The organism is Halomonas sp. B23F22_3 (assembly GCF_043496965.1).
GTDB lineage: Bacteria > Pseudomonadota > Gammaproteobacteria > Pseudomonadales > Halomonadaceae > Halomonas.
On sequence record NZ_JBIEKG010000007.1, the window covers coordinates 147329 to 170509 of the forward strand.

Consider the following 23181-nt stretch of genomic DNA (forward strand, 5'->3'; position numbering starts at 1 on the left):
CGCCATGCCTAGTCTGACCCGAGGCGAGGCCCGCGATCGATGTGCAGGCGCCGGCCCCCGCCCGGACACATGACACAGGGGGTAGCTCATGGATCTATCGAACCAGAATCGGGAGTCGATCAGCCACGCCGATGAGCCCCGGCCTTGCCGGGTGCCCATGCTGCCCGCGGAGCTGTTGCAGGCGATAGACGATCATGAGCGCCGGCAGTCTCAGCGGTATCGCTGGCAGGCGCTGCGTTTCCTGACCTATCACGCCGGCCTCAGCCGGCTGATGGAGGCGCTGGCCGACGAGAGTCTCGATCGACGCGAGGTGCTGGTCGAGGCGCTGGCGGGGGGGCGTCCCGTCGCCCCCTGCCACTCGCCGGCGACCGGTGATTGCCGGGGACGCGGCGCGGCGCACTTCTTCATCGTCGATGACGAGATCGCGCGCCTGGAACTGAGCCGCAGCCTGCTTGAGGAGCGACGCACGGAGCGCTTCTACACACGGCTGCGGCACGGCGGGGCCATCCCGGAACTGGATACGCTGCTCGGCGACTGCATCGCCCAGTGTCGGGCCCATGCCCAGCTGCTCGAGGAGACCCGGCAGTCACTGCCGGCCCGCCACCGCTCGCTTGGCAGCATCGCGCGCAGCCGGCGACGTCGACGACAGATCGGCTGAGGCCATCGTCGCACGCCCGGGATCGCATCCCGGGGGGGCTCGCGACAGGGGCGCTATAGTGAACAGAGGACACCGCTTCGCGCGGGCCCGCGTGCCATCGCCCCCGTCACCCATCGAGGTTCGTGCATGACCACCGCTCCCTGCTTCCAGGCCGCCATGGGCCGCTATTTCGCCCTGAGCGACGACGATTGCCGGATGCTCGAACATCTCGAGCGGCACACCGCTCCGGCGAGCAAGGATCGGGTCCTGTGGCTGCTCGGGGCGCGGGTGCAGAACCTGTTCATCCTCCAGAGCGGCTGGGCCTGCACCGTACGCGACACCGGCGAGGGGGAGCGCCAGATCATCGAGCTGCTGCTGCCGGGCGATATCATCGGCCTGAGGGAGTTTACCTTCCGCCGACACGGCAGCGAGGCGCGGATGATCAGCGCGGGGAGCGTCAGCACCTTCACCCACCAGCACATCGTGGATCTCGTCGCGGCCTCCACCTCCCTGGCGGTCTCGCTGTTCGCCACCATCGGACGCCAGGAGGCGCTGCTCACCGAGCGCATGCTGGTGACCCTCCACCGTTCGGCCCGGGTGCAGGTCAGCCATTTCGTGCTCGAGACCTACCTCCGGCTGAGCAAGATCCAGCCCGTCGACCCCGGCCGCATGCCCTTCCCCATCTCCCAGCGCCTGCTCGGGCAGATCCTCGGGCTGTCGCCGGTACACGTCAATCGCACCCTGACGGCGCTGGAGCGCGACGGCGTGCTCGAGAAGCACCGCGCGCACATCGTCATCCATGACCCCCGGCGCCTGCACGCCGAGGCGGATTTCGACGACGACTACCTGAGCGATCGCGTGGACGGCTTGAGCGAGCGACTCGCGGAGTTGAGGGAGGGCGACGCCTCCTTCGCCGTCAGCCGATCGGGCAGCTGACCCCGGTGCCCTTCAGGCCGCAGTAGCCGTTGGGGTGCTTCGCCAGGTACTGCTGGTGGTACTCCTCGGCGTAGTAGAAGGCCTCGAGCGGCTCGATCTCGGTGGTGATGGGGCCCTGGCCACTGCGCGACAGCGCCTCGCCGTAGGCGTCGCGGCTCTGCTCGGCGGCCCTTCGCTGCTCCTCGCTCGTGGTGAGGATGATCGAGCGGTACTGGGTGCCGATGTCGTTGCCCTGGCGGTTGCCCTGGGTGGGATCATGCGCCTCCCAGAACACACGCAGCAGCGTGGTGAGATCGACCACCCGAGGGTCGAAGACCACCCGCACCACTTCGGCATGACCGGTCCGGCCGCTGCAGGTCTCCTCGTAGGTGGGATTCGGGGTCACGCCGCCGGCATAGCCCACGGCGGTGACGTGGACCCCGGGCAGCTCCCAGAAGAGCCGCTCCGCGCCCCAGAAGCAGCCCAGGCCCAGAACGATCTCCTGCATGCCCTCGGGCCAGGGGGGGCGCATGGCGTGCTCATTGACCAGGTGGCTGCCGCTGATCGGCAGCGGCGTCTCGCGCCCGGCGGGCGCATGAACGGGGTGGAGTGGCATGGGATTCGCTCCTTGTCGGTGGTCGGCCCGCTCCCGGGGGCATCGTGGGGGCAGGCGCAATGGCAGTAGTGACGGGCGCGCCGGTCAGGGTGCCGGCGGATCGCCCGGCAGGCTGAAGGTATAGATCAAGTCGACCGCCTGGGCGGCGCCGGACACCGCCTCGAGGTAGAGGTTGCGCCACAGCTGGTAGCGCAGCGAGAGCTCGGCGATGGGCGAGAAGACTCCCACGCCGTAGCCGACGCTCAACCGGTCGGTCAGGTTGCCGCTGACCACCACCTGGCTCTCCTCGCCGGTGCCGGCGGTGGAGAGGCTGAGATCCTCGATGCCGAAGGCTTCGCCGACGGCCCCGACGGCGTTGCCGGTCTTGCCGATCGTCAGGCCGATCAGCGCCGAGGTCAGCACGCCGTCTCCGCCGCCGCTGCTGTCGGGGGCGCGTCCGCGCAGCAGGTAGGAGAGCGCCCTGCCCTCGTTCATCGACGGCTCGGAGAAGATCTCCAGGCTCGGCGCCGAGGCCTCGCCGGTCACCCGGAGGCCAGCGATCACGTCGTCCTCGGTGGCGGCGGGATTGCGGATCGCCTCGAAGTCTAGCCGCGGCTGCCCCGGCGGGCCGCTGAAGAAGAGGATCCCCTCGCGGATGACCAGGTCCTGGCCGTAGGCCAGGAAGCGGCCGTCGACCAGGCTGACGTCCCCGAACAGCTGGACCGGGCCGCTCTGCTGGCGCACCTCGAGGTTGCCCTGGAGCTCCGACTCCAGGCCGTAGGCCTCCAGCTGCATGTCAGGACCCAGCGTCAGGGTGATCAGGATATCGGTGGCCATCCCCGCCTCGGCCATGGCCGCGGCGGTGGATTCGCCGGGCTGGCGTTGCGCCCTGGCCTCCGCCTCGGCTTCGGCGGCGCGGCGATCGTCTTCCTCGGTGATGATCACCTCGTCGGGGCTGGGCGCCTGGGCCGACTGGGGCACTTCGCCCACCTGGAGCCTGGCCCAGGGGATCTCGACCGTACCGCGCACCCGGAGTCGCTCGGGATCGGCGCGCACGCTCAGGTCCGGGGCCAGGCGCAGGCGACCGAAGCTCGGCAGGGCCGCCAGCAGCGGATCGTCGACGGCGTTGAGGTCGATGGCCGCCTGCCATCCGCCCGTGGCCGGCCACTGGGCGTTGCCGTCGATCGTGAGGCGGCCCTCCTCGGCGGCCAGGAAACCGTCGAGGTCGGCCCGATCGCCGGCCAGGGCGATGACGAGCTCGCCGTCCTGCACCTCCAGGGGCAGATCCAGGCCACCGGCCCTGAGTCCGGTCAGGGCGAGCCGGCCGTCCAGCCGCGGGGCCTCCTGGCTGCCGGCGATGCGAATATCGCCGTCCAGGCCGCCCTCGAGGGTCTCCAGGCCGGCGACCAGGGGGCGGTAAGGCGCCAGGCGCAGGTCATCGACGCGCAGCTGCCCGTCCAGCGCGCCGCTGCCCAGCGGATCGACGATGCCCAGGGCCAGGCGCACCTCCCCAGTGTCGGCCAGGCCCACGACCAGCTCGAGATCCGCCCGGGCCTCGCTGGCCTCCACCACCACGTTCAGGGTGGTGCCGGGCACCGACCAGGGCTGGCCATAGGCGTCCTCGCCGGTCACCTCGGCGCGGCTGTCGAGGTCGGCGTCGAGCTGCCAGCGCTCTCCGCCGCCCGACCAGCTGGCGGAGAGGGTGCCGGCGCTCTCGCCGCCGATGCGCCACCCGGGGGGCATCACGCTGTCGACCATGTCCATCGGCAGGTCGCGGATCTCGAGGGCGGCGCGTCCGGCCTCGGCCGAGGCCTCGAGCGGCTCGACGAGGCAGACGTCCCCGCCCTGGCGACGGTTCAGGCAGAACGGCGCCACCCGGGCCGAGCCCTCGGGCAGATTCGCCGCGAAGGTCAGCGCCTCGTCCAGGCGGATGTCGCCGAACTCGCTGTCGATCTCCAGCGGTGCCAGGGTGCCGCGATACTGCTCGCGGGCCGTGTCCAGGCCACCCTCGAGGGTCATGGTTAGCCGCGAGACCGGCAGTCCTTCGCCGCCGTCCATGGCCAGGCGCAGTCGATGCGCCGTCTGTTGCCCCTCGAGGTCCAGCGTCAGCGCGGTGATCTGCTGTCCGCCGGCGGCGATGTCACGGGCATCCAGCGTCACGGCGAGCTCGGGATCGTCGAGGCCGGCGACGCTCGCCTCGAGATCCAGGCGCGACAGCCGGTTGTCGTTGAAGGCCAGCTCGCGTCCGGTCAGGTCGAGATCGAGCCGAGGCGCCTCGAGGCTGCCCTGGGCGATGAACTCGCCGTCGAGGACGCCGTCGAGGCCGGGATAGAGGCTATCCATGGCCGGCAGGGCGAGCTCGCCCTGCAGGTCCAGCGATGACGGGCTGACCGTGCCCGCGGCGCTGATGCGATTGCTGCCCTGGCGGAAGTCGAGGGTCTCGAGGGACCAGTGCATCTCGCTGTCGCCGGCCAGCACCGCCTCGAGAGAGAGCGGCCGATCGTCCAGCACCCCCTGGATGTCCAGGGACGGGATCTCGACTCGCCAGCCGTCGGTGTCCTGGGCGAAGCTCACCTCGGCGCCGCCGCCCAGGCGACCCTCCAGCCCCTCGACGAAATGGCCGGGATTGATGCCGTCCAGGGAGAGCGTGGCCGTGGCGTCTAGGCCCTCCTCCCAGTCGATCCGGCCGCGGCTGACGATCACCCCGCCCTGCTGGTTGACGGACAGCGGCGACCAGGCGAAGTGGCTCAGGCTGCCGGTGCCGATCAGCGAGAGATCGGTGGGCGGCAGCGTCGGGCCCGCGGCGGAGAGAGAGAGTTCGGCCCGATAGTCGACCAGGCTGCCGGCCAGGCGTAGCGAGAGCGCCTCGGCCCGCCACGGCTCCGTCGGCTCGGCCGGCGCATCGCTCTCGGGTGTTTCCTGCTGCACCGGTGTCGGTGGGTCCTGAGTCTCGCCTTGCCCGTCGGCCTGCATCTGGGCTTCGCCGGGCAGCGGCCACTGCAGGGCCTCGCTTTCCAGCGACGCCTCGAAGGGCAGCGTGGGGTCCAGGGCGTCGAGTCGGGCCGACAGCCGCGCCGTAACGGGCCCCGCGAGGGCCAGGTCGACCTCGAGCGCGGCGAGGCTGCCGGCGACGTCGAGCTCGATGCGCTCGCCGGCGAGCGCCGGCATGCGCTCCGGCAAATAGAGGTCCGCGGCCAGGCGGGCCTGGAGGGGGTAGTCGTCACGCAGTGCCAGCCGCGCCTCGAATTCGGCGTCGGCATCGGGGCTCGCGAGGGTCAGGGTCTCGATCGCGATCTCGTGGTCCCGGGCACTCATGCGCAGGTGCAGGCGCTCCACGCCGGCCTCGACGGCGCCTCCCACGGCAACGTCCTCGACGACGAGCTCCGGTACCTCCACCGCCAGGGGCAGCGTCACCTCGGGCAGCTCGCGGCGCGGCTGTTCGGTCAGGGGCAGGTCGGCCACGCCCTCCAGGTCGGCGGCGGCCTCGGCGGGCAGCGGCGAGTGGACGGCGGTAGCGGCGTCGATGGCCTCGGCGGTGAGCCTTGGCCCCTCGTGGTCGGCCTCGCTCAGCGCGAGTCGCGTGCCCGCCGAGAGCGGCAGGGTCAGCCGCGTGCCGGCCAGGCGAGTGGGCAGCAGGGTCACGGTGCCCTGCTCGGCGCGCAGTGCGCTTTCGAAGACGTCCCAGGCGAGCCGCGTGCCGTCGGCGAGCTGCAGGGCCACATCGTTAAGCGACAACTCGCGCAGCTCGAACGGAAACGGCAGCTGGATCGGGCCGAGCGGCTCGCCGGCTGGGGCGCTCTCCTCGGGGGGCTCCGGTGCGGCGGCCGCCGTCTCGGTCAGGCGGATATCGGCGCCGTCCAGGGCGAGGCGTTCGATGCAAAGCCGCCCCCTGAGCAGGCAGTCCTCGGACCAGGCGAGCTCCAGGCGCGACAGGGCGATCCGCGCCGGTCCCGCGTCCAGGCGCAGGTCCTCGAGCACCAGGCGATCGAGTGGCGCGCCCTCATATCCGCCCAGTTCAAAGAAGCCGCGTTTGGCGCCCTGCTCGAGCAGCACGCCCGTCCCCCAGGGTGACAAGGCCAACCCCAGCAGCAGGAGTACGAGGCCGATCAGCCACAGAGGCAACAGGATCATCAGGCGGGCCAGGGCCCAGGTCACGGCGCGCTTTCTCAAGACGTTGGCTCTCAGAATTCCGGTCCGATGGAGAAATGGATGCGAAAGGTGTCGTCGATATCGAAGGGGTGCGCGACGTCGAAACGGATGGGCCCGACCGGCGAGATCCAGCGCACGCCGAGGCCCGCGCCGGTCTTCAGGTCGCTCGGCCACCAGTCGCTGAACGCATCGCCGGTGTCGACGAAGGTCGCCAACCACCATTTACCGGCCACGCGGCGCTGGGCCTCAAGGCCGACGGTCAGCAGCTGTTCGCCGCCGATCAGCTCTCCATCCTCGTCCTCGGGGGCGATGCTCTCGTAGGAGTAGCCGCGCACGCTGCGGTCACCGCCGGTGAAGAAGCGCAGCGACGGGGGAATGTCCGCGAAGTCATCGGTGGTGATGCTGCCGAACCCGACCCGGCCGACGAAGCGATTGTCATCGCCCAGCATGCGGATCCATTCGCTGTCGCCGGTGATGCGCAGGAACTCGGCCGCCGACCCCCAGGCCTCGTTGGAGTACTCGAACGCCAGGAGCTGGCGATCGCCCCAGGTGGGGAAGGCGGGATTGCGGGTCCGCGTGCGCGTCCAGCTGATGCCGGGATAGAGCAGCAGCACCTCGTTGGAGACGCCGGCCTGGGTGAAGTCCTCGTAGGTGCCCCGCAGGTAGAGCGACTGCTCCCAGTCCCTGGCGAAGGTCCAGTCATCGCCGGCCGTCCAGTCGCTGTCGAACTTCCAGCGTCGGGCGATCTCCACGGTGCTCTCGAGGGTCTGGGTGTCCTCGCTGTCCTTGTTGCGCAGGCCGTACTGGAGGCGGTAGCTGTCGCGCAGCGGATTCTCGAGGGGCATCGTATAAAGGCCCGAGAAGCGCTGCTCCGGCCCCGACAGGTAGAGGTCATGGTCGAGGCCGTGACCGTAGCGATTGATCCAGGGCTGATCCCAGGAGAGGCGGATGCGGGGGCCCACGTCGGTGGCATAGCCCAGGCCGACCTCGAACTGGTGGCGGTCCGCCGGCGTCACCGTGACATCGATCGGCGCCTCGGCGGGACGCTGGAGGGTGTTGGCCGCCAGCAGCGCCTCGGCCTCGATGCGCGCCGCCGGAGCAGCCGGCTCCCGCCCCTTCAGGTCGAGTGCCTGCCACCAGCCGGCCGCTTCGGCCGGCAGCGCCAGTCGCTCGAGGTCGCGCTCGAGGCGCGGGCGCACGCTCAAGGAGCCGAACCACTCGGTCTGGCCCAGGCGCTCGTTGAGCCTGGCCACCTGGCTCGCCAGGTAGGGGTCGCCGCGTTCGAAGGTCGCCAGGTTCTGCAGGCGCTCGACCTCGATGTGATGGCCCTGAAACGTCACCTCGCCGAAGCGGTAGCGCGGGCCGCTGTCGAGTGCCAGATAGAGCCGGGCGCTCTGGGCATAGGGTCTCACTTCCATGCGCCGGTCGGTGAAGGACCAGTCGAAGTAGCCGCGCTGCAGGGCCAGGTTGGCCAGCGTGCTGCGCAGGCTGTCGAAGGGCGCGTGGCGAAGCCGGTCACCCTGCGACAGGGGGAAGTCGTCGATGGCCTCCTCGAAGGGGGGATCATCGGCGGCGTCTCCGGTAACGGAGAGCTCAAGGACCTCGATGCGCACCGGCACCCCCGCATCGATGACGAGCGTCACCGCCTCGGGGGCCTCGGGATCGTCGAATCGCGTGCGGATGCTGGGCGAGTAGTAGCCGAAGACCCGCAGGGCCTCGCTGCTGCGCCGTAGCACCTCGCTCTTCAGGCGCTCGGGACTGTACTGCCCGGCCTCGAGCGGGTCGAGATAGAGGCGCACGTTCTCGGCCAGCTCGTCGTCGACGCCCTCGACCGTCGCCTCGAGGGCCTGGACGCCAGGCGCCAGGCCGAGGCACAGCGTGGCCGCCGTGAGGCGAGTCAACACGCGATTATGCATGGGCATCGGTCCCTGACGGGGGGATGTCACTGGCGCAGGGCCTCGAGCTGGGCGCTCAGGGCGAGCTGGGACTGGCGCAGCTCGCGCAGCCCGGAGGCCATCTCCTCAAGCCCGCTGTCCAGCGCTTCCATTCGTTGGCGAACATCATCGCGTGATCCCGCCGCGGCTTCAACTCGGCCGTCGAGTTGCGTCAGCCGCGTCTCCAGGGCCTCCAGCCGCGCCTGGAGCGTCTCCACCCCGTCGGCCAGGGTCTCGCGACGCTCGGCCTGCCTCTCGCGCGCCTGCTCGAGGGTCGCCAGTCGCTCACCCAGCGCGGCGCGGCCCTCTTCGCCGGCACGCTCCAGGGCGTCCAGGGAGGTGCGGGTCGCGGCCAGCGTGGCGTCCCGGGTCTCGGCCTCCTCATCCAGCGCGGTGAGGCGCGCCTGCTGGCGCTCCAGGCGCTCCTCGAGGGGCCCGAGCCGCTGCGCCCGCGCGGCCTCGAGGTCGTCCTTGAGCTCGCTCTCGAGCTCACCCTTGAATTCCGACAGGCGACGGTCGAGGACGGCGTCGACCTCGGCCTCCAGGTTGGAAAGCTCGTCCAGGCGCGACTGCAGCGCATCGAGCGCCTCCCCCCTGCCCTGCTCGGCATCGAAACGCGCATGCACGTTGGAGAGCTCACCGCTGACGCGGGACAGCTCGGCCTGCAGGCGCACACGCTCCTGCCAGCCGGCCCAGGCCAGGGCCGCACCGGCGGCGATCAGCAGCAGGATCAGCAGCCACAGCGGCCAGACCCGCGGGGGATCGGGATAGCGCGCTCGCGGGGCCGACAGGCTGGCATCCGGGTCCGGCACGATCGGTCGGGGGTGCCGGCGGTCATCCGGGTGCTCTGCCATGACGAACTCCTTCTCTCGGGGTGGTTGGCCGGGGCGCCGCTCCCGGGGGGCGCGCAATTGGCGCCCCCCGGGCCGGGTGCTATGATGCCGCGACAGCACCGACACATCGTCCTGATAGTGTAAGGTTTTTTGTCATCGGAACGCACGGTTCCCGGTCAACATCGACGGGGAGTCTTGAATCCCGGCGTCCCGATGCCCACCATGGGGTGCTGTTACGACACCGCTGACGACAAGGAGAGACTCGATGGCATTTGAACTGCCCGCACTGCCGTATGACAAGAACGCTCTGGAACCGCACATCTCGGCCGAGACCCTCGAGTATCACTACGGCAAGCATCATCAGACCTACGTGAACAAGCTCAACGAGCTGACCGACGGCACCGCCGATGCGGACAAGTCCCTGGAAGAGATCATCCAGTCCTCCTCCGGCGGCCTGTTCAACCAGGCGGCGCAGGTCTGGAACCACACCTTCTACTGGCACTGCCTCTCTCCCAATGGCGGCGGCGAGCCGACCGGTGCACTGGCCGAGGCCATCAACGCCAAGTTCGGCTCCTTCGAGAAGTTCAAGGAGACCTTCAACGCCCAGGCGGCCGGCAACTTCGGCTCCGGCTGGACGTGGCTGATCAAGACCGATGACGGCGGCGTCGACATCGTCAACACCAGCAACGCCGACACCCCCATCGCCCATGGCCAGACCCCGCTGCTGACCATCGACGTGTGGGAGCACGCCTACTACATCGACTATCGCAACGCGCGTCCGAAGTACCTCGAGAACGTCTGGAGCGTGCTCAACTGGGACTTCGTCGCCCAGAACTTCAGCTGAGTCTGAACGTCAGTCGGGTCGGCGCCCAGGCGCCGACCGCTGAACGACAACGGCCCCGCCAACTGGCGGGGCCGTTTTGTTGCGGGGAGAGGCCTCAGCGGGACACGACGCCCGGCTCCCTCAGGGGTCGGCGCGGCGGCCGATTCCACGGTAGTGCAGCCCGCAGGCCGCGACATGGGTCGGATCATAGATGTTGCGGCCGTCGAGCAGCAGCTTCTCGCCGAGCTGCTCGGTCAGCCGCGGCCAGTCGGGGTTCCAGTAGGCCTTCCACTCGGTGACCAGCATCAGCGCATCGGCGCCGTCGCAGGCCGTCAGCGGGTCCTCCTCGAATACCTCGAGCAGCGGGTGCTCGCCGACCTCGGCGAGCACCGCGGGGATCGCCGCGGGATCGTGCAGGCGCACCCTCACCCCCTGGGCCCAGAGGGCGCGCAGCAGCGTGAGCACCGGCGCCTGGTCGATGCGCGCCGTGCCGGGCTTGAAGGCCGCGCCCCAGATGGCCACGGTGCGCCCGCCCAGGCGGCCGTGGAAGTGGGACCACAGCTTGCGAAACAGCGTCTCCTTCTTGTGCTCGTTGATGTCGAGCACCTGGGCGAGCAGCGCCGAGTGGCGCCCGCTCGCCGACTGGACATGGGCCAGGCGCATCAGGTCGCGGGAGAAGTTGGGGCCGCCGAAGCCGCAGCCGGGATAGAGGTACTCGTAGCCGATGCGCGAATCGGCGCCCATGCCCTGGCGCACGTGCTCCACGTCCACGCCCAGGCTGTCGGCGAGCCCGGCGATCTCGTTCATGTAGCTGATGCGGGTCGCGAGCATGCCGTTGATGGCGAGCTTGGTCAGCTCCGCGGCGCGCCGCGGCATGCGCTGGATCACCTCGCGCCGGCGGTTGAAGGCGCGCAGCAGCTCTCGCACCTGGCGCGCGGCCCGGTCATCGTCGCAGCCAAGCAGCCAGCGCGAGGGCCGGGTGAAGGTCTCCCAGGCGCGCCCCTCCTCGAGCAGGTCGGCCAGCGCCACCGCCCGGCAGCCGGCCAGGCGCGCTTCCAGCTGCTCGGTCTCGCCGACCGGAAAGGTGGAGTTGTTGATCAGCACGGCCCCGGGGCAGAGGCTCGCCATGCGCGTTTCCACGCAGGCGGCGGCGTCCGGGCGCTGGTCCGGCGAGACGGCGAGCCACATCACGTCGAAGGGCTCGTCGTCGAGGCCGTGCTCGTCCTGGGAGAGTATTCGCAGGCTGCCCTGGGCCAGCCCCTCCTCGAGCCGGCCCATCAGCTGCGGCTCGCTCAGCAGCCAGCGGCTCTGCGACAGGGTCGGCCAGTCGGCCGAGGCGTGAGGCAGCCAGGCCACGCGGTGGCCCACCCAGGAGAGCGCGGCCGCCGCGGTGGCCGCGGCCAGCTCGCTGCCGTGGATCAGTACCCGCATCGCTTCACTCTCCGTCTGCGTAGCGCGTCAGCAGTTCGCGAAAGCCCTGCCCGTAGCGCGGGTGGCGACGACCGTAGGCGAGAATCGCCTCCAGATACCCCAGCTGATGGCCGCAATCGTAGGTCTTGCCCTGCATGCGGAAGGCGTCGACCCCCTCCTCGCGGCGCAGGGTCTCGATGGCATCGGTCAGCTGGATCTCGTTGCCGGCGCCCGGCGGCGTGTCGGCGAGCAGCGGGAAGATACGCCCGGGCAGGATGTAGCGCCCGATCACCGCGAGATCGGAGGGCGCCTCGTCCACCGGTGGCTTCTCGACCACCCCGTCGATCGGCCGCGACTCGCCGGGCCCCGGCAGCTCGCCGCCGGTATCGACGATGCCGTACTTGTGAACCAGCTCGTGGGGCACCTCCTCGACCATCAGCTGGCTGTGCCCGGTCTTCTCGAAGGAGCCGATCATGCCTGCCAGATCGTTGCGGGCCAGGCCCTCGCCATCGACCAGCACGTCGGGCAGCAGCACGGCGAAGGGCTCGTCATCGCCCACCACCGGGCGGGCACAGAGCACCGCGTGACCAAGGCCCAGCGGCTCGGGCTGGCGCACGCTGATGATGTTGACGTCGGCCGGCACGATGGAGCGCAGCTCCTCGAGCAGGTCGGTCTTGCCCTTGGCCTCGAGGCTCGCCTCGAGTTCGAAGTGCTTGTCGAAGTGGTTCTCGATGGCGCTCTTGGTGCCGTGGGTCACCAGCACGATGTCGCGGATCCCCGCGGCCACGGCTTCCTGGACGACATACTGGATCACCGGTCGATCGACGATGGTGATCATCTCCTTGGGAATGGCCTTGGAGGCCGGGAGACAGCGCGTGCCGAACCCGGCAACGGGAAGAACGGCCTTGTTGATCATGGTGCGGTCCCTGTCACGGTGGGTGATGGCTCGCCGGAAAGCGTGGGAATGCCCTCCGGGGAGCGGGTACAATGGCCATGATACCGAACCCAGGCCGGCCTGACAGCGTGTCGGCTAGGCGACACCAGGGAGAGAGCAGAATGAGCGCAAGCCACCCGCAAGCGGGCAACGTCGACCAGGCGGAGATCGCCAAGTTCGAGGCCCTGGCCGACCGCTGGTGGGATCCGCACGGCGAGTTCAAGCCGCTTCACGACATCAACCCCCTTCGGCTGGACTTCATCGATGCCCGCTCGGGCCTTGCCGGCCGGCGCGTGCTGGACGTCGGCTGCGGCGGCGGCATCCTCGCCGAGGCCATGGCGCACCGCGGCGCCGAGGTCACCGGCATCGACCTGGGCGAGGCGCCGCTGGCCGTGGCCCGCCTGCATGCCGGGGACCAGGGCGTCGGCGTCGACTATCGCCACATCAGCGCCGAGGCGATGGCCGAGGCGCATCCCGGCGAGTTCGACGTGGTCACCTGCCTGGAGATGCTCGAGCACGTGCCCGATCCGGCCTCGGTGGTGCGCGCCTGCGTGGCCCTGGTGAAGCCCGGTGGCCAGGTGTTCTTCTCGACCCTGAACCGCACGCCCAAGGCCTACGCCCTGGTGGTGGTCGGCGCCGAGTACGTGATGCGCATGCTGCCCCGCGGCACCCACGACTACAGCCGCTTCATCCGCCCCTCGGAGCTGGCCGGCTGGTGCCGCGAGGTGGGCCTCGCGGTACGCGAGCAGAACGGCCTGGTGTATCACCCGATCACGCGCCAATTTTCGCTCTCGACCCGCGATGTCTCGGTCAACTACCTGATGCACTGTCGCCGGGAGACGACGTAATGCCCACGCCGCGCCCCGAAGCCCTGCTCTTCGATCTGGACGGCACCCTGGTGGACACCGCGCCGGACCTGGCCCGGGCGACCAATGCCCTGCGCGAGCACCACGGCCTGCCCGCCCTGCCCTATGCGCCGATCCGCGCCCAGGTCTCCAACGGCGGCAGCGCCCTGGTGACCCTGGCGCTGGGCCTGGAGAAGCAGGCCCCGGGCCATGACGCGGCGCGCACCTTCCTGCTCGAGGCCTATGGCCAGTCGGTGGCCGAGGAGAGTCGGGTCTTCCCCCCGCTGGACCGCCTGCTGGACGCCTGGGCCGCGCGTGAGGGCCGCTGGGGCATCGTCACCAACAAGCCCCGCGCCTATGCCGCTCCCCTGGTCGAGGCGCTCGGTCTCGCGCCCGGGGTGTTGCTCTGCGCCGACGATCTGCCGGTCAAGAAGCCCGACCCCGCCCCGCTCGTCGAGGCGGCGCGCCGTCTGGCGGCCTCGCCCGCCGAGTGCTGGTACATCGGCGATCACCTGCGCGACATGCAGGCGGCTCGGGCGGCCGGCATGGCCGCCGTGGCGGTGGGCTATGGCTACATCGAGGAGGAGGACGACTACCGGCGCTGGCCGGCCGACCTCTGGTTCGAGACCGCCGAGGCGCTGGTCGCCGCGGTGCTCGAGGAAGAGATGGCGGGCTAGAACGTCGCATCGGCCCCAGACGCAACGAAGCCCTCACGCCGTTCAAGGCGTGAGGGCTTCTTGTTGGTCTCGCCGTTCGGTTGACTCGGAGGCCTTTCCGAGCAGGCGAGCCTCTCAGGCAGCCCCTTTGGGCGGCTGGGCGTCGAAGGGCTCGCCGTTGTGGCCGCGGCTCTCCGGACCCATCAGCCACAGGTAGGTGGGCATGATCGCCTCCGGCGTGCGCAGGGACTGGGCGTCCTCGCCCGGGTAGGCGGCCTTGCGCATGGCGGTGCGCGTGGCGCCGGGGTTGAGGCTGTTGACGCGCAGCGAACCCAGGTGCTCGACCTCGTCGGCCAGCACCTGCACGAAGCCCTCGGTGGCAAACTTGGAGACCGAGTAGGCCCCCCAGTAGGCGCGTCCGCGGCGCCCCACGCCCGACGAGGTGAACACCACCGAGGCGTCCGGGGAGCTCTTGAGCAGCGGCAACAGCGCCTGGGTCATCCAGATCGGCCCGTTGATGTTGACCTGCATCACCTGCTCCCAGAGCTCGGGATTGTACTGCTCGAAGGGGGTGATGCGGCCGAGGATGCCGGCGTTGTGCAGGATGCCATCGAGGCGGCCGAACTCCTTGTCCAGGGTCTCGGCCATGTCGTGGTAGTCCTTGAGCGCGGCACCCTCGAGGTTGAGGGGGAAGATCGCCGGCTGGGGGCCGCCGGCGGCTTCGATCTCGTCGTACACCTTCTCCAGCTTGGCGATGGTGCGCCCGAGCAGGATCACGGTGGCGCCATGGCCGGCGAAGGCCAGCGCCGCGGCGCGACCGATGCCGTCGCCGGCACCGGTGACCAGGATGATGCGGCCGTCGAGCAGGTCGGCCGGGGGCTGGTAGTCGATATTGCAGGTCATCTCGGTTCCTCGATCCTCAGTTGCCCGTCTGGCGCAGGAAGTCATCGGCCAGGCCGGCGGCGCTGCTGTCGGGGTGCTCCTCGCGCACTCGCTCGAGCAGGGCGCGGCTCTCTTCCGGCTTCCCGCGGCGCGCCTCGAGCAGGCCCAGCTTGTAGAGGGCGTCCGGCACCTTGCTGCTCTCCGGGAAGTCCTCGAGGACGCGCTGGAAGGCCGCCTCGGCCTCTTCCAGGTTGGACTCGGCCGAGTGCAGCTCGCCCAGCCAGTAGTAGGCGTTGGCGGTCAGCCGGCTGTCGGGATGCTGGCCGACGAAGGCCTCGAAGGCGCTGATCGCCTCGCCGAACTCGCGGGCCTGGACGTGGCCGAAGGCCGCCTGATAGGCCTGCTGGGTGTCGGCATCGTCGCCGCTCGGCGAGGGGGTCTCGGCCACCTCGCGGGCGCGCTGCTCATCCACGGGCGGCGCGGCCCGATCGGCGCCGCTGCTCGCCGCCATCAGGCGATCCTCGATGTCCAGGTACTGCTGGCGCGTCTGGCGACGCAGCTGCTCGAGCTGATGGCGAAGCTCCTCCACCTGCCCGCGCAGCTGGCGGATCTCATCCTGGTGCTTCTGCACCTGGTTGAAGATCACCAGGCTGCCGCCGGCCTCCTCGCGGGTCGCCGTCTGGCTGTAGAAGCCTCCTCCCCGATTGCTCTCGGTGAGGTCCTCGATCATCGGTTGCTGCGCTGCAACGGTGAGCGGGAGCACCAGGGCTCCCGCACCGCACAGTCTCTTCAGACCGTGTCTCATGGCTATCTCCCTCGTCGTTTGGGCCCGCCTCAGTAAGCGAAGACCACCCGACGGTTCTGGGCGTAGGCCTGCTCGTTCGAGCCGCGCGCGGCGGGCCGCTCCTCGCCGTAGCTGACCACCTCGACCTGAGAGGGTGAGACGCCCTGCACGTTGAGGTAGCGCTCGACGGAGCCGGCACGACGCTCGCCCAGTGCCAGGTTGTACTCGCGTGTACCGCGCTCGTCGGTGTGGCCCTGCAGGATCACCGTGGCGCTGGGGTTGGCGCGCAGAAAGCGGGCGTGGGCGGTCAGCACGGGCTCGAACTCGCTGCGGATGGCGTCGCTGTCGAATTCGAAGTAGATGGTGCGCGTCGCCGGGATACGGCCGTCGGCGTCGGTCATCTGACCGGACTGGTTGCCGTTGACGCCGCTGCCGCCGGTGGTACCGGTGGTGACGCCACCGCGATCGCCGCCGGCGAGGCCGCCGTCCATGTCGCCATCCTGACTGCCACCCGTGCTGGAACAACCGGCCACGACGGCCAGGGAAACGGCGATGGCCAGGGTCTTGGCGTGGGACTTGAGCTGCATCGTGAAACTCCTTTTTGGTGACATCAGTTCAGAAATGGGGACCACGCGGGTTCGCGTACATCACCCTGTGCCGCCGGCAGTCGGAAGGAAGCGCGTCCGTCGGCGGACACGCCGCCCAGCACGCCGTTGCCGCCCTGCTGGGTGGCGAAGATTACCATGGTGCCGTTGGGCGCGACACTGGGGGATTCGTCCTGACGCGAGTCGGTCAGGGCCACCAGGCGTCCGCTCTCCAGGTCCTGGCGAGCGACCTGATAGCCGTTGCTGCCGCGGTGGATCAGGAAGATCGCCTCGCCGTCGGGCGCGAAGCGGGCCCGGGCATTGTAGTTGCCGGTGAAGGTGATGCGCTCTGCCTGGCCGCTGCCGAGCTCGAGATGATAGATCTGGGGGCCGCCGCTGCGATCGGAGGTGAACACCAGGCTCTGGCCATCCGGCGACCAGGCGGGCTCGGTCTCGATGCTGGAGTCCTTGGTGATCCGCTCGATGTTGCGCGAGCCGATGTCCATCACGTAGATGTCCGGCTGGCCATCCTTGGAGAGCGACATCGCCAGGCGCCGGCCGTCCGGGGACCAGGTCGGGGCGCTGTTCAGGCCCTCGAAGGAGGTGGCCCGTGCGCGACGACCGGAGGCGATCTCCTGAATGTAGATGGCCGGGCGTCCGGTCTCGAAGGAGACGTAGGCCAGCTTGGCGCCGTCCGGGGACCAGGAGGGCGACATGATCGGCTCGTCGGAGGCCAGGACCTGCTGGCTGTTGCGTCCGTCGGCGTCGGCCACGTGCAGCGCATACTGGGTGTTATCGCCCAGGCCCGTGGAGGTCACGTAGGCGATACGGGTCGAGAAGGCCCCGCGGATGTCGGTGATCTCCTCGAAGATCTGGTCGCTGATGTAGTGGGCGGCGTCGCGAAGCCCCTGGCGCCCGGCGGTCACGCTCTCGCCGAGCATGCGGCTGCCGCCGCTGACGTCCATCAGCTCATAGTCGATGCGGAAGTCCTCGCCCTCGCGGCTGACCCGGCCCACCACCAGGTAGCGGACGTCCAGGGCGCTCCACTCGCCGTAGCTGACCTCCTCGCTCGAGGCGGGACGGGCGAACATGGCGTCTCGCTCGAGGGGCTCGAAGTAGCCGCTGCGCTCCAGGTCATCGGCGACGATCTGCGAGATGTCCTGGGGCAGGTTCTCCCCGCCGGCCAGCGGCACCACGGCGATGGGCGTGGCCCGGTCACTGCCACGGGTGATCTCGATGGTCAGGTCGGCCTGGGCCAGGCTGGTGAACAGCATCAGCATGGCGGCCAGCCAGGTACTCTTCAGAATCTTCATCAGCGGATATCCCCCGGTCTGAATCGCAGATTGAATTGACGGTAGTCGCGTTGTACCGCTGCCGGCAACTGGCGAAGCTCGGCGAAGGGCGCGGCGGCCTCCACGGCCTGCACCGCGGAGCGGTCGAAGGCCCCGTTACCACTGCTCTGACCGATGGAGGCGGCAAACAGCTCCCCCGACGGCCCCAGCCGCACCGTGACCTGGGCCGCGGCGCCGTCCGGGACGTTGGGCGGAATCACCCAGGCCTGCTCCACCGCGCGACGCACCAGGTTGATGAAACTGTTGGCGGCCTCGTTCGCCTGGCGGGCATTGGCGACGCTCTCGCTCTCGCCTTCGATGGCGCGATCGAGCCCTTGGCTGGCCGCCTCGGCGGCGCGTCGGGCGGCCTCCTCGGCCTGGCGCTTGCGCTCGGCCTCCGCCTCGGCCTGACGCTTCCGTTCGGCTTCCGCCTCGGCCTGGCGCTGGCGTTCGGCTTCCGCCTCGGCCTGACGCTTTCGTTCGGCTTCCGCCTCGGCCTGACGCTTTCGTTCGGCTTCCGCCTCGGCCTGACGCTTGCGTTCGGCTTCCGCCTCGGCCTGGCGCTTTCGTTCGGCTTCCGCCTCGGCCTGGCGCTGGCGTTCGGCTTCCGCCTCGCGGCGCCGCTCGGCCTGGGCCTCGCGTTCACGGGCCTGCGCTTCCGCCTCGGCGGCGCGGCGAGCGGCTTCCTCCTCCGCCTCGCGACGAGTCGCCTCTCGGGCCTCTGCTTCTGACTCAGCTTCTGCTTCTGCCTCCGCCTGGCGCTGTGCTTCGGCTTCGGCCTCCGCTTCTGCCTCCGCCTGGCGCGCGGCTTCCTCTTCCTCGGCCTGGCGCGCCGCCTCCTCCGCTTCGGCGCGCGCGGCCTCTTCTTCGGCCTGGCGCGCCTCCGCCCGAGCCCGGGCCTCCTCGGCGCGCTGGGCCTGATCGGTGGTGGTCTCGGTGCTCACCAGGGTCGCCTGGACGATCGTGCTGCTCGGCGGTGCGACCTCCTCGTCGGGAAAGCGCAGTACGCTGGCCACCAGTATCGCCAGGTGCAGCCCAATGGCGAGCAGCAGCGGCAGGCCATAGCCCACGCGTCGGTCTTGTCTGGCCATGGGCGCTCCTCAACGGTCCCCGGGGGGCGGTTCCGAGATCAGCCCGACGTTGCTCACTCCGGCGGTCTGCAGGGTGCTCATCAGGGTGACCACCTGGCCGTAGGGCACGTTGCGATCGCCACGCACCATCACCGGGGTGCCCGGCTGGCGGTCGAGCAGGATGATCACCCGCTCGCTGACCTCGTCCAGGCTGACCGGCGATTCGTCACCGCCGAGGGTGATGTAGTACTGGCCGTCCTTGTCCACCGAAACGACGATGGGGTCGCGATCCTCGGTCTCCTCAATGGGCTCGGAGGTGACCTGGGGGAGGTCGACCTGCACGCCCTGGGTGAGCATCGGCGCGGTGATCATGAAGATCACCAGCAGCACCAGCATGACGTCGATGAACGGCACGACGTTGATCTCGCCCATGGGGCGGCGGCGTCCGGCGCGATTGAAGGGTCCCAGCATGATGGCCTCTCCCTCAGTCGGCGCCGGCGTCGGTCCGGCCCTGCAGGTTGCGGTGCAGGATGGAGTGGAACTCCTCGGCGAAGTCCTCGTACTTGCCCAGCAGCCGGCCGGACTCGGCCGAGAGCCGGTTGTAGAAGATCACCGCGGGAATGGCGGCGAACAGGCCCATGGCGGTGGCGATCAGCGCCTCGGCGATCCAGGGGGCCACGGTGGCCAGCGTCGCCTGCTGGGCCAGGGAGAGCGACTGGAAGGAGCCCATGATGCCCCAGACGGTGCCGAACAGCCCGATGTAGGGGCTCGCCGAGGCGACCGTGGCCAGGAACACCAGATGCAGGTTCAGGCGGTCCTCCTCGCGGGACCAGGCCACGCGCATGCTGCGCTGGACACCCTCGAGGATCGCCTGGGGGCTGCGGGTCTTGGCCAGCAGGCGGTTGAATTCGCGAAAGCCCGAGCGGAAGACATGCTCGGCGCCCTGGGTCTCCTGCTCGGCCGGCGTCTCGCGGTAGAGCTCGTTGAGGTCGACGCCGGACCAGAAGCGGTCCTCGAAGCGGCGATGCGCCTTGCGGGCACGACGCATCACGAAGGTGCGCTGGAAGATCACCACCCAGGAGAGCAGCGAGCCGATCATCAGGATCAGCATCACCGCCTGCACCACGCCGCTGGCGTTCATGATCAGGTGGGGTATGGACAGGGAGTCGTTCACGGGCATCCTCGTCGGTCTTGGTCGGTCGGGAAAGGGAAGGAAAGGTGCGCTACTCGGGCGACCGCTCGTGGGGCGCCAGATCGAAATGGGCCCAGGCCTGGCGGGTCACCACCCGCCCCCGGGCGGTGCGCATCATCAGACCCTGCTGGATCAGGTAGGGTTCGATCACGTCCTCGATGGTGTCGCGCTCCTCGCCGATGGCCGCGGCCAGGGAGTCGATGCCCACCGGGCCACCGTCGAACTTCTCGATCATCGCCAGCAGCAGGCGGCGGTCCATGTGGTCGAGGCCATGGTGGTCGACGTGCAGCATGTTCAGTGCCAGGTCGGCGATCTCGGCATCGACGCGCCCCTCGGCACGCACCTGAGCGAAGTCGCGCACGCGACGCAGCAGCCGGTTGGCGATACGGGGGGTACCGCGGGAGCGGCGTGCGACTTCCTGGGCGCCCTCACGATCGCTCTCGACGCCCAGCAGGCCCGCCGAGCGGGCGACGATCTCGGTCAGCTCGTCGATGCTGTAGAACTCCAGGCGCTGCACGATGCCGAAGCGGTCGCGCAGCGGCGAGGTCAGCAGGCCCGCCCGGGTGGTCGCCCCGACCAGGGTGAAGGGCGGCAGGTCGAGCTTGATCGAGCGCGCCGCCGGCCCCTCGCCGATCACGATGTCGAGCTGGAAGTCCTCCATGGCGGGATAGAGGATCTCCTCGACCACCGGCGAGAGGCGGTGAATCTCGTCGATGAACAGCACGTCGCCGGGTTGCAGGTTGGTAAGCATGGCGGCGAGATCGCCCGCCCGCTCGAGCACCGGCCCCGAGGTCGACTTGAGGCCGACCCCCATCTCGGCGGCGATGATGTTGGCCAGCGTCGTCTTGCCGAGCCCCGGCGGGCCGAACACCAGGGTGTGGTCCAGGCTCTCCTCGCGGCCGCGGGCGGCGCTGATGAAGATGTCAAGCTGCTCACGCACCCGGGGCTGGCCGATGTAGTCGGCCAGGCGCTTGGGACGGATGGCATGGTCGACACTGCCCTCGCCTTCGCCCTCCCGGGCGTCGGCGGCGATCAGACGGTCACTCTCGAGCATGGCGGCCATCCGGTGTCAGGTGAAGAAACGGCGACGGCATCGGCTCACCCCGCCAGGCGGCGACTCAGCGCCGCCTTGATCATGGCCTCGGTGGACTCGGCCTCCTCGAGGCCGACCAGCATGCGGGCGGCCTCGGCGGGCTTGTAGCCCAGGCTGACCAGCGCCGCCTCGGCGTCGGCGACGGGATCCGCCGCGGCGGCCGGCGCGCTGCCCGGCGAGCCCTCCAGGCCCACGGCCAGCTCGCCGGGCTGCTGCCAGTGGGGGAAGCGGTCGCGCATCTCGATGATCAACCGCTCGGCGGTCTTCTTGCCGACGCCGGGCAGGCGCGTCAGCGCCTTGGCGTCGTCGTCCATCACGCAGCGGATGAACGCCTCTTCGTCCATGCCGGAGAGGATGCCGAGGGCGAGCTTGGGCCCGATGCCGTTGACCTTAATCAGGGCGCGGAACAGGGCACGTTCCTGCTCGCGGGCGAAGCCGTAGAGCAGGTGGGCGTCGTCGCGGATGGTCAGGTGGGTATAGAGCGATACCGGCTCGCCGGTGCCGGGCATGGCCACCAGGGTGGTCATGGAGGCTTCCAGTTCGTAGCCGACGCCGGCCACGTCCACCACCATCCAGGGTGGCTGTTTCTCGAGCAGGGTGCCTCGCAGGCGTCCGATCATGGAAATGTGCTGTCCCTTGGGGTTGGAGTCCTGGACGGCCCGGGGCCGTCACCGGGCCACTATACTGTTCGCCCGGGTGGCTTGCCAGCCCGCGAGAACAGCGTTCGACAGGGCCCGGGCGTCGCTGCCTGGCGACTCGCTCAGGGGCGAAAATCCCGCCAGGTGCTGGTCTTGCGGCGGCTGCGGTGGCCGCCGAAGCTGCCCTTGTTGAGCAGCCCCAGTCGCGCATGGGCATGGGTCAGGGCGATGGCCAGGGCATCGGCGGCGTCGGCCTGGGGGGTGGCCGAGAGCCCCAGGATCGCCGTCACCATGTGCTGCACCTGAGCCTTGTCGGCGGCGCCGCCGCCGGTGACCGCCTGCTTGATCTGCCGTGGGCCGTACTCACTGACCGGCAGGCCGTGGTTGGCGGCGCAGACGATCGCCGAGCCGCGCGCCTGGCCGAGCTTCAGGGCGGAGTCGGCGTTCTTCGACATGAACACCTGCTCGATGGCGAACTCCCCCGGAGCGTGCACGGCGATCAGCTCGCTGACCCCGGCGTAGACCTGGGCCAGCCGCTGGGCCAGGTCGTCGGCCTGGATGCGGATGCACCCGCTGGCCACGTAGCGCGGCGTGGGGGTGGTGACGTCCAGCACCCCGTAGCCGGTGATCCGCGACCCGGGATCGATGCCGAGGATCAGCATGACGCGCCCGCTGCACGAGATCGGTGCGCCATATCTGCTAGGACGAGCGTCGGTGGCAAGGCGAAGCGAGGGTCTTTTGCCCATGGATGGCAAAAGTAGCGCCCATGGATGGGTTCACAGCGCCCTCGCGATGGTACGGCACTCCGGGGCTTGTCGCCGAAAAAGCTCATCATTCTCCTCGATCTCTCAATAGCGTGCCGCTCGACCGTGATGGCCTCGTCGCCGGGGCGAGAGCGCGCTGGTGCCCTTCCCTACAGCTCGTCCATGATGGCATCACTGAAGTCCGCGTTGGTGTAAACATTCTGCACATCGTCCAGATCCTCGAGCCAGTCGACCAGCTGGAGGATGCGTCGCCCGAGGTCGACATCCTCGATGCGCGTATAGGTGTCGGGGAAGAGCCCGACGTCGCTGGCCTCGGGGGCGATATCTGCCTCGACCAGGGCGTCCTTGACCGCGCCGAAGCGCTCCGGGGTGGTCACCACCTCGAGCCGGCCGTCCTCGAGAGTCTCGATCTCTTCGGGCTCGGCGGCGAGCGTGGCTTCCATGGCGGTCTCCTCCGCCACGCCTTCCGGCAGCGTCAGTCGCCCCTGCTTGTGGAACAGGAAGGCCACCGAGCCGGAGGTGCCGAGGTTGCCGCCGTGCTTGTTGAAGGCGTGTCGCACCTCGGAGACAGTCCGGTTGCGATTATCGGTCATCGCCTCGACCAGCACCGCGACGCCCTCGGGGCCGTAGCCCTCGTAGACGACCTCCTCCATGTCGTCGCCGTCGGTGTTGCCGGCGCCGCGATCCACCGCCCGCTGGACGGTGTCCTTGGGCATGTTGCTGGCCAGCGCCTTGTCGATGGCGGCGCGCAGGCGCGGGTTGTCCTCGGGCTCGCCCCCGCCCTGGCGGGCGGCGACCGTGAGCTCGCGGATCAGCTTGTTGAAGATCTTGCCCCGCTTGGCGTCCTGGGCCGCCTTGCGGTGCTTGATGTTGGACCATTTGCTATGGCCGGCCATGTTACCTCCGGTTTATCCAGAAAACGCTGACAGGCATGGTGGCCCATCTTGGCGAGAGGCGCTGGGGGCAGGCTAAAGAGGAGGTCCGACGCCAGGGATGGCGTCGGTAGCGCCCAAGGAAGGGTTCACAGCGCCTCCTCGATGGTCCGACACTTCGGGGCCTGCCGCCGGTCAGCCCCGTGGGAAGGGCCACAACATAAGCGTCTGAGTGAACAC

22 protein-coding genes are annotated in these 23181 nt (G+C 69.8%); 5 read left to right on the forward strand and 17 right to left on the reverse strand.

The genetic code is table 11. From position 1 onward, the window contains the following. Positions 1-88: 88 nt before the first annotated feature. Positions 89-658: a hypothetical protein gene (locus tag ACGTNG_RS16770; RefSeq protein WP_394797660.1), complete on the forward strand. Its 570-nt coding sequence runs from the start codon at positions 89-91 to the stop codon at positions 656-658. A gap of 126 nt (positions 659-784) precedes the next feature. Continuing rightward, the gene (locus tag ACGTNG_RS16775) at positions 785-1573 is read left to right on the forward strand and encodes a Crp/Fnr family transcriptional regulator (protein WP_394797661.1); all 789 of its coding nucleotides are present in this window, start codon (positions 785-787) and stop codon (positions 1571-1573) included. Here ACGTNG_RS16775 and msrA read toward each other — a convergent pair. From msrA to ACGTNG_RS16795, 4 genes are all read right to left on the reverse strand, one after another. Then, positions 1554-2168, reverse strand: coding sequence for a peptide-methionine (S)-S-oxide reductase MsrA (msrA, locus tag ACGTNG_RS16780; protein ID WP_394797662.1), 615 nt, complete (start codon positions 2166-2168; stop codon positions 1554-1556). The genes ACGTNG_RS16775 and msrA overlap by 20 nt on opposite strands. 84 nt (positions 2169-2252) lie before the next feature. Beyond that, the gene (tamB, locus tag ACGTNG_RS16785) at positions 2253-6317 is read right to left on the reverse strand and encodes an autotransporter assembly complex protein TamB (protein WP_394797663.1); all 4065 of its coding nucleotides are present in this window, start codon (positions 6315-6317) and stop codon (positions 2253-2255) included. Positions 6318-6328: 11 nt separating this feature from the next. Beyond that, the gene (tamA, locus tag ACGTNG_RS16790; RefSeq protein WP_394797664.1) at positions 6329-8212 is read right to left on the reverse strand and encodes an autotransporter assembly complex protein TamA; all 1884 of its coding nucleotides are present in this window, start codon (positions 8210-8212) and stop codon (positions 6329-6331) included. Between the two features lie 26 nt (positions 8213-8238). Beyond that, complete coding sequence (locus ACGTNG_RS16795; protein ID WP_394797665.1) at positions 8239-9084, reverse strand: coiled-coil domain-containing protein; 846 nt, start codon at positions 9082-9084, stop codon at positions 8239-8241. A 244-nt stretch (positions 9085-9328) separates the two neighbouring features. Between ACGTNG_RS16795 and ACGTNG_RS16800 the strand changes: the two genes are divergently transcribed. Further along, the gene (locus ACGTNG_RS16800) at positions 9329-9907 is read left to right on the forward strand and encodes a superoxide dismutase (RefSeq protein ID WP_394797666.1); all 579 of its coding nucleotides are present in this window, start codon (positions 9329-9331) and stop codon (positions 9905-9907) included. 120 nt (positions 9908-10027) lie between these two features. On the opposite strand, the gene ACGTNG_RS16805 is transcribed toward ACGTNG_RS16800, so the two are convergent. Continuing rightward, positions 10028-11317 (reverse strand): nucleotide sugar dehydrogenase, encoded by a 1290-nt coding sequence (locus ACGTNG_RS16805; RefSeq protein WP_394797667.1) that lies wholly within the window; start codon positions 11315-11317, stop codon positions 10028-10030. 4 nt (positions 11318-11321) lie between these two features. Then, on the reverse strand, positions 11322-12212 hold the full coding sequence (galU, locus tag ACGTNG_RS16810) for a UTP--glucose-1-phosphate uridylyltransferase GalU (RefSeq protein ID WP_394797668.1): 891 nt from the start codon (positions 12210-12212) through the stop codon (positions 11322-11324). Positions 12213-12352: 140 nt separating this feature from the next. Between galU and ubiG the strand changes: the two genes are divergently transcribed. Together ubiG and ACGTNG_RS16820 are read left to right on the forward strand one after the other, a co-directional pair. Then, a complete protein-coding gene (ubiG, locus tag ACGTNG_RS16815) occupies positions 12353-13078 on the forward strand; it encodes a bifunctional 2-polyprenyl-6-hydroxyphenol methylase/3-demethylubiquinol 3-O-methyltransferase UbiG (protein ID WP_394797669.1) in 726 nt (241 codons plus the stop codon). Continuing rightward, complete coding sequence (locus ACGTNG_RS16820) at positions 13078-13752, forward strand: HAD-IA family hydrolase (RefSeq protein ID WP_394797670.1); 675 nt, start codon at positions 13078-13080, stop codon at positions 13750-13752. Before ubiG ends, ACGTNG_RS16820 begins: the two co-directional genes overlap by 1 nt. 114 nt (positions 13753-13866) lie before the next feature. Here ACGTNG_RS16820 and ACGTNG_RS16825 read toward each other — a convergent pair whose 3' ends face one another. The 11 genes from ACGTNG_RS16825 to ACGTNG_RS16875 form a co-directional block, all read right to left on the reverse strand. Further along, a complete protein-coding gene (locus tag ACGTNG_RS16825; RefSeq protein ID WP_394797671.1) occupies positions 13867-14634 on the reverse strand; it encodes a YciK family oxidoreductase in 768 nt (255 codons plus the stop codon). Between the two features lie 16 nt (positions 14635-14650). Then, positions 14651-15418, reverse strand: coding sequence for a tol-pal system protein YbgF (gene ybgF, locus ACGTNG_RS16830; protein WP_394797672.1), 768 nt, complete (start codon positions 15416-15418; stop codon positions 14651-14653). Positions 15419-15447: 29 nt separating this feature from the next. Next, the gene (gene pal, locus ACGTNG_RS16835) at positions 15448-15984 is read right to left on the reverse strand and encodes a peptidoglycan-associated lipoprotein Pal (protein ID WP_394797673.1); all 537 of its coding nucleotides are present in this window, start codon (positions 15982-15984) and stop codon (positions 15448-15450) included. A gap of 23 nt (positions 15985-16007) precedes the next feature. Continuing rightward, entirely contained in the window at positions 16008-17294 is a 1287-nt protein-coding gene (tolB, locus tag ACGTNG_RS16840) for a Tol-Pal system beta propeller repeat protein TolB (RefSeq protein ID WP_394797674.1), read from the reverse strand. Next, positions 17294-18403 carry a cell envelope integrity protein TolA gene (gene tolA, locus ACGTNG_RS16845; protein ID WP_394797675.1) on the reverse strand — a complete coding sequence of 370 codons (1110 nt, stop codon included), beginning with the start codon at positions 18401-18403 and terminating at the stop codon, positions 17294-17296. The genes tolB and tolA overlap by 1 nt, the downstream gene beginning before the upstream one ends. Before the next feature lie 9 nt (positions 18404-18412). Continuing rightward, complete coding sequence (gene tolR / locus ACGTNG_RS16850; protein WP_394797676.1) at positions 18413-18853, reverse strand: protein TolR; 441 nt, start codon at positions 18851-18853, stop codon at positions 18413-18415. 13 nt (positions 18854-18866) lie between these two features. Beyond that, positions 18867-19556 (reverse strand): protein TolQ, encoded by a 690-nt coding sequence (tolQ, locus tag ACGTNG_RS16855; protein WP_108445295.1) that lies wholly within the window; start codon positions 19554-19556, stop codon positions 18867-18869. Positions 19557-19605: 49 nt separating this feature from the next. Further along, the gene (ruvB, locus tag ACGTNG_RS16860; protein WP_394797677.1) at positions 19606-20628 is read right to left on the reverse strand and encodes a Holliday junction branch migration DNA helicase RuvB; all 1023 of its coding nucleotides are present in this window, start codon (positions 20626-20628) and stop codon (positions 19606-19608) included. Positions 20629-20672: 44 nt separating this feature from the next. After that, the gene (gene ruvA, locus ACGTNG_RS16865; RefSeq protein ID WP_394797678.1) at positions 20673-21287 is read right to left on the reverse strand and encodes a Holliday junction branch migration protein RuvA; all 615 of its coding nucleotides are present in this window, start codon (positions 21285-21287) and stop codon (positions 20673-20675) included. 140 nt (positions 21288-21427) lie between these two features. Next, the gene (ruvC, locus tag ACGTNG_RS16870; RefSeq protein ID WP_394797679.1) at positions 21428-21967 is read right to left on the reverse strand and encodes a crossover junction endodeoxyribonuclease RuvC; all 540 of its coding nucleotides are present in this window, start codon (positions 21965-21967) and stop codon (positions 21428-21430) included. A gap of 251 nt (positions 21968-22218) precedes the next feature. Next, entirely contained in the window at positions 22219-22965 is a 747-nt protein-coding gene (locus ACGTNG_RS16875) for a YebC/PmpR family DNA-binding transcriptional regulator (RefSeq protein WP_394797680.1), read from the reverse strand. Positions 22966-23181: the final 216 nt, after the last annotated feature.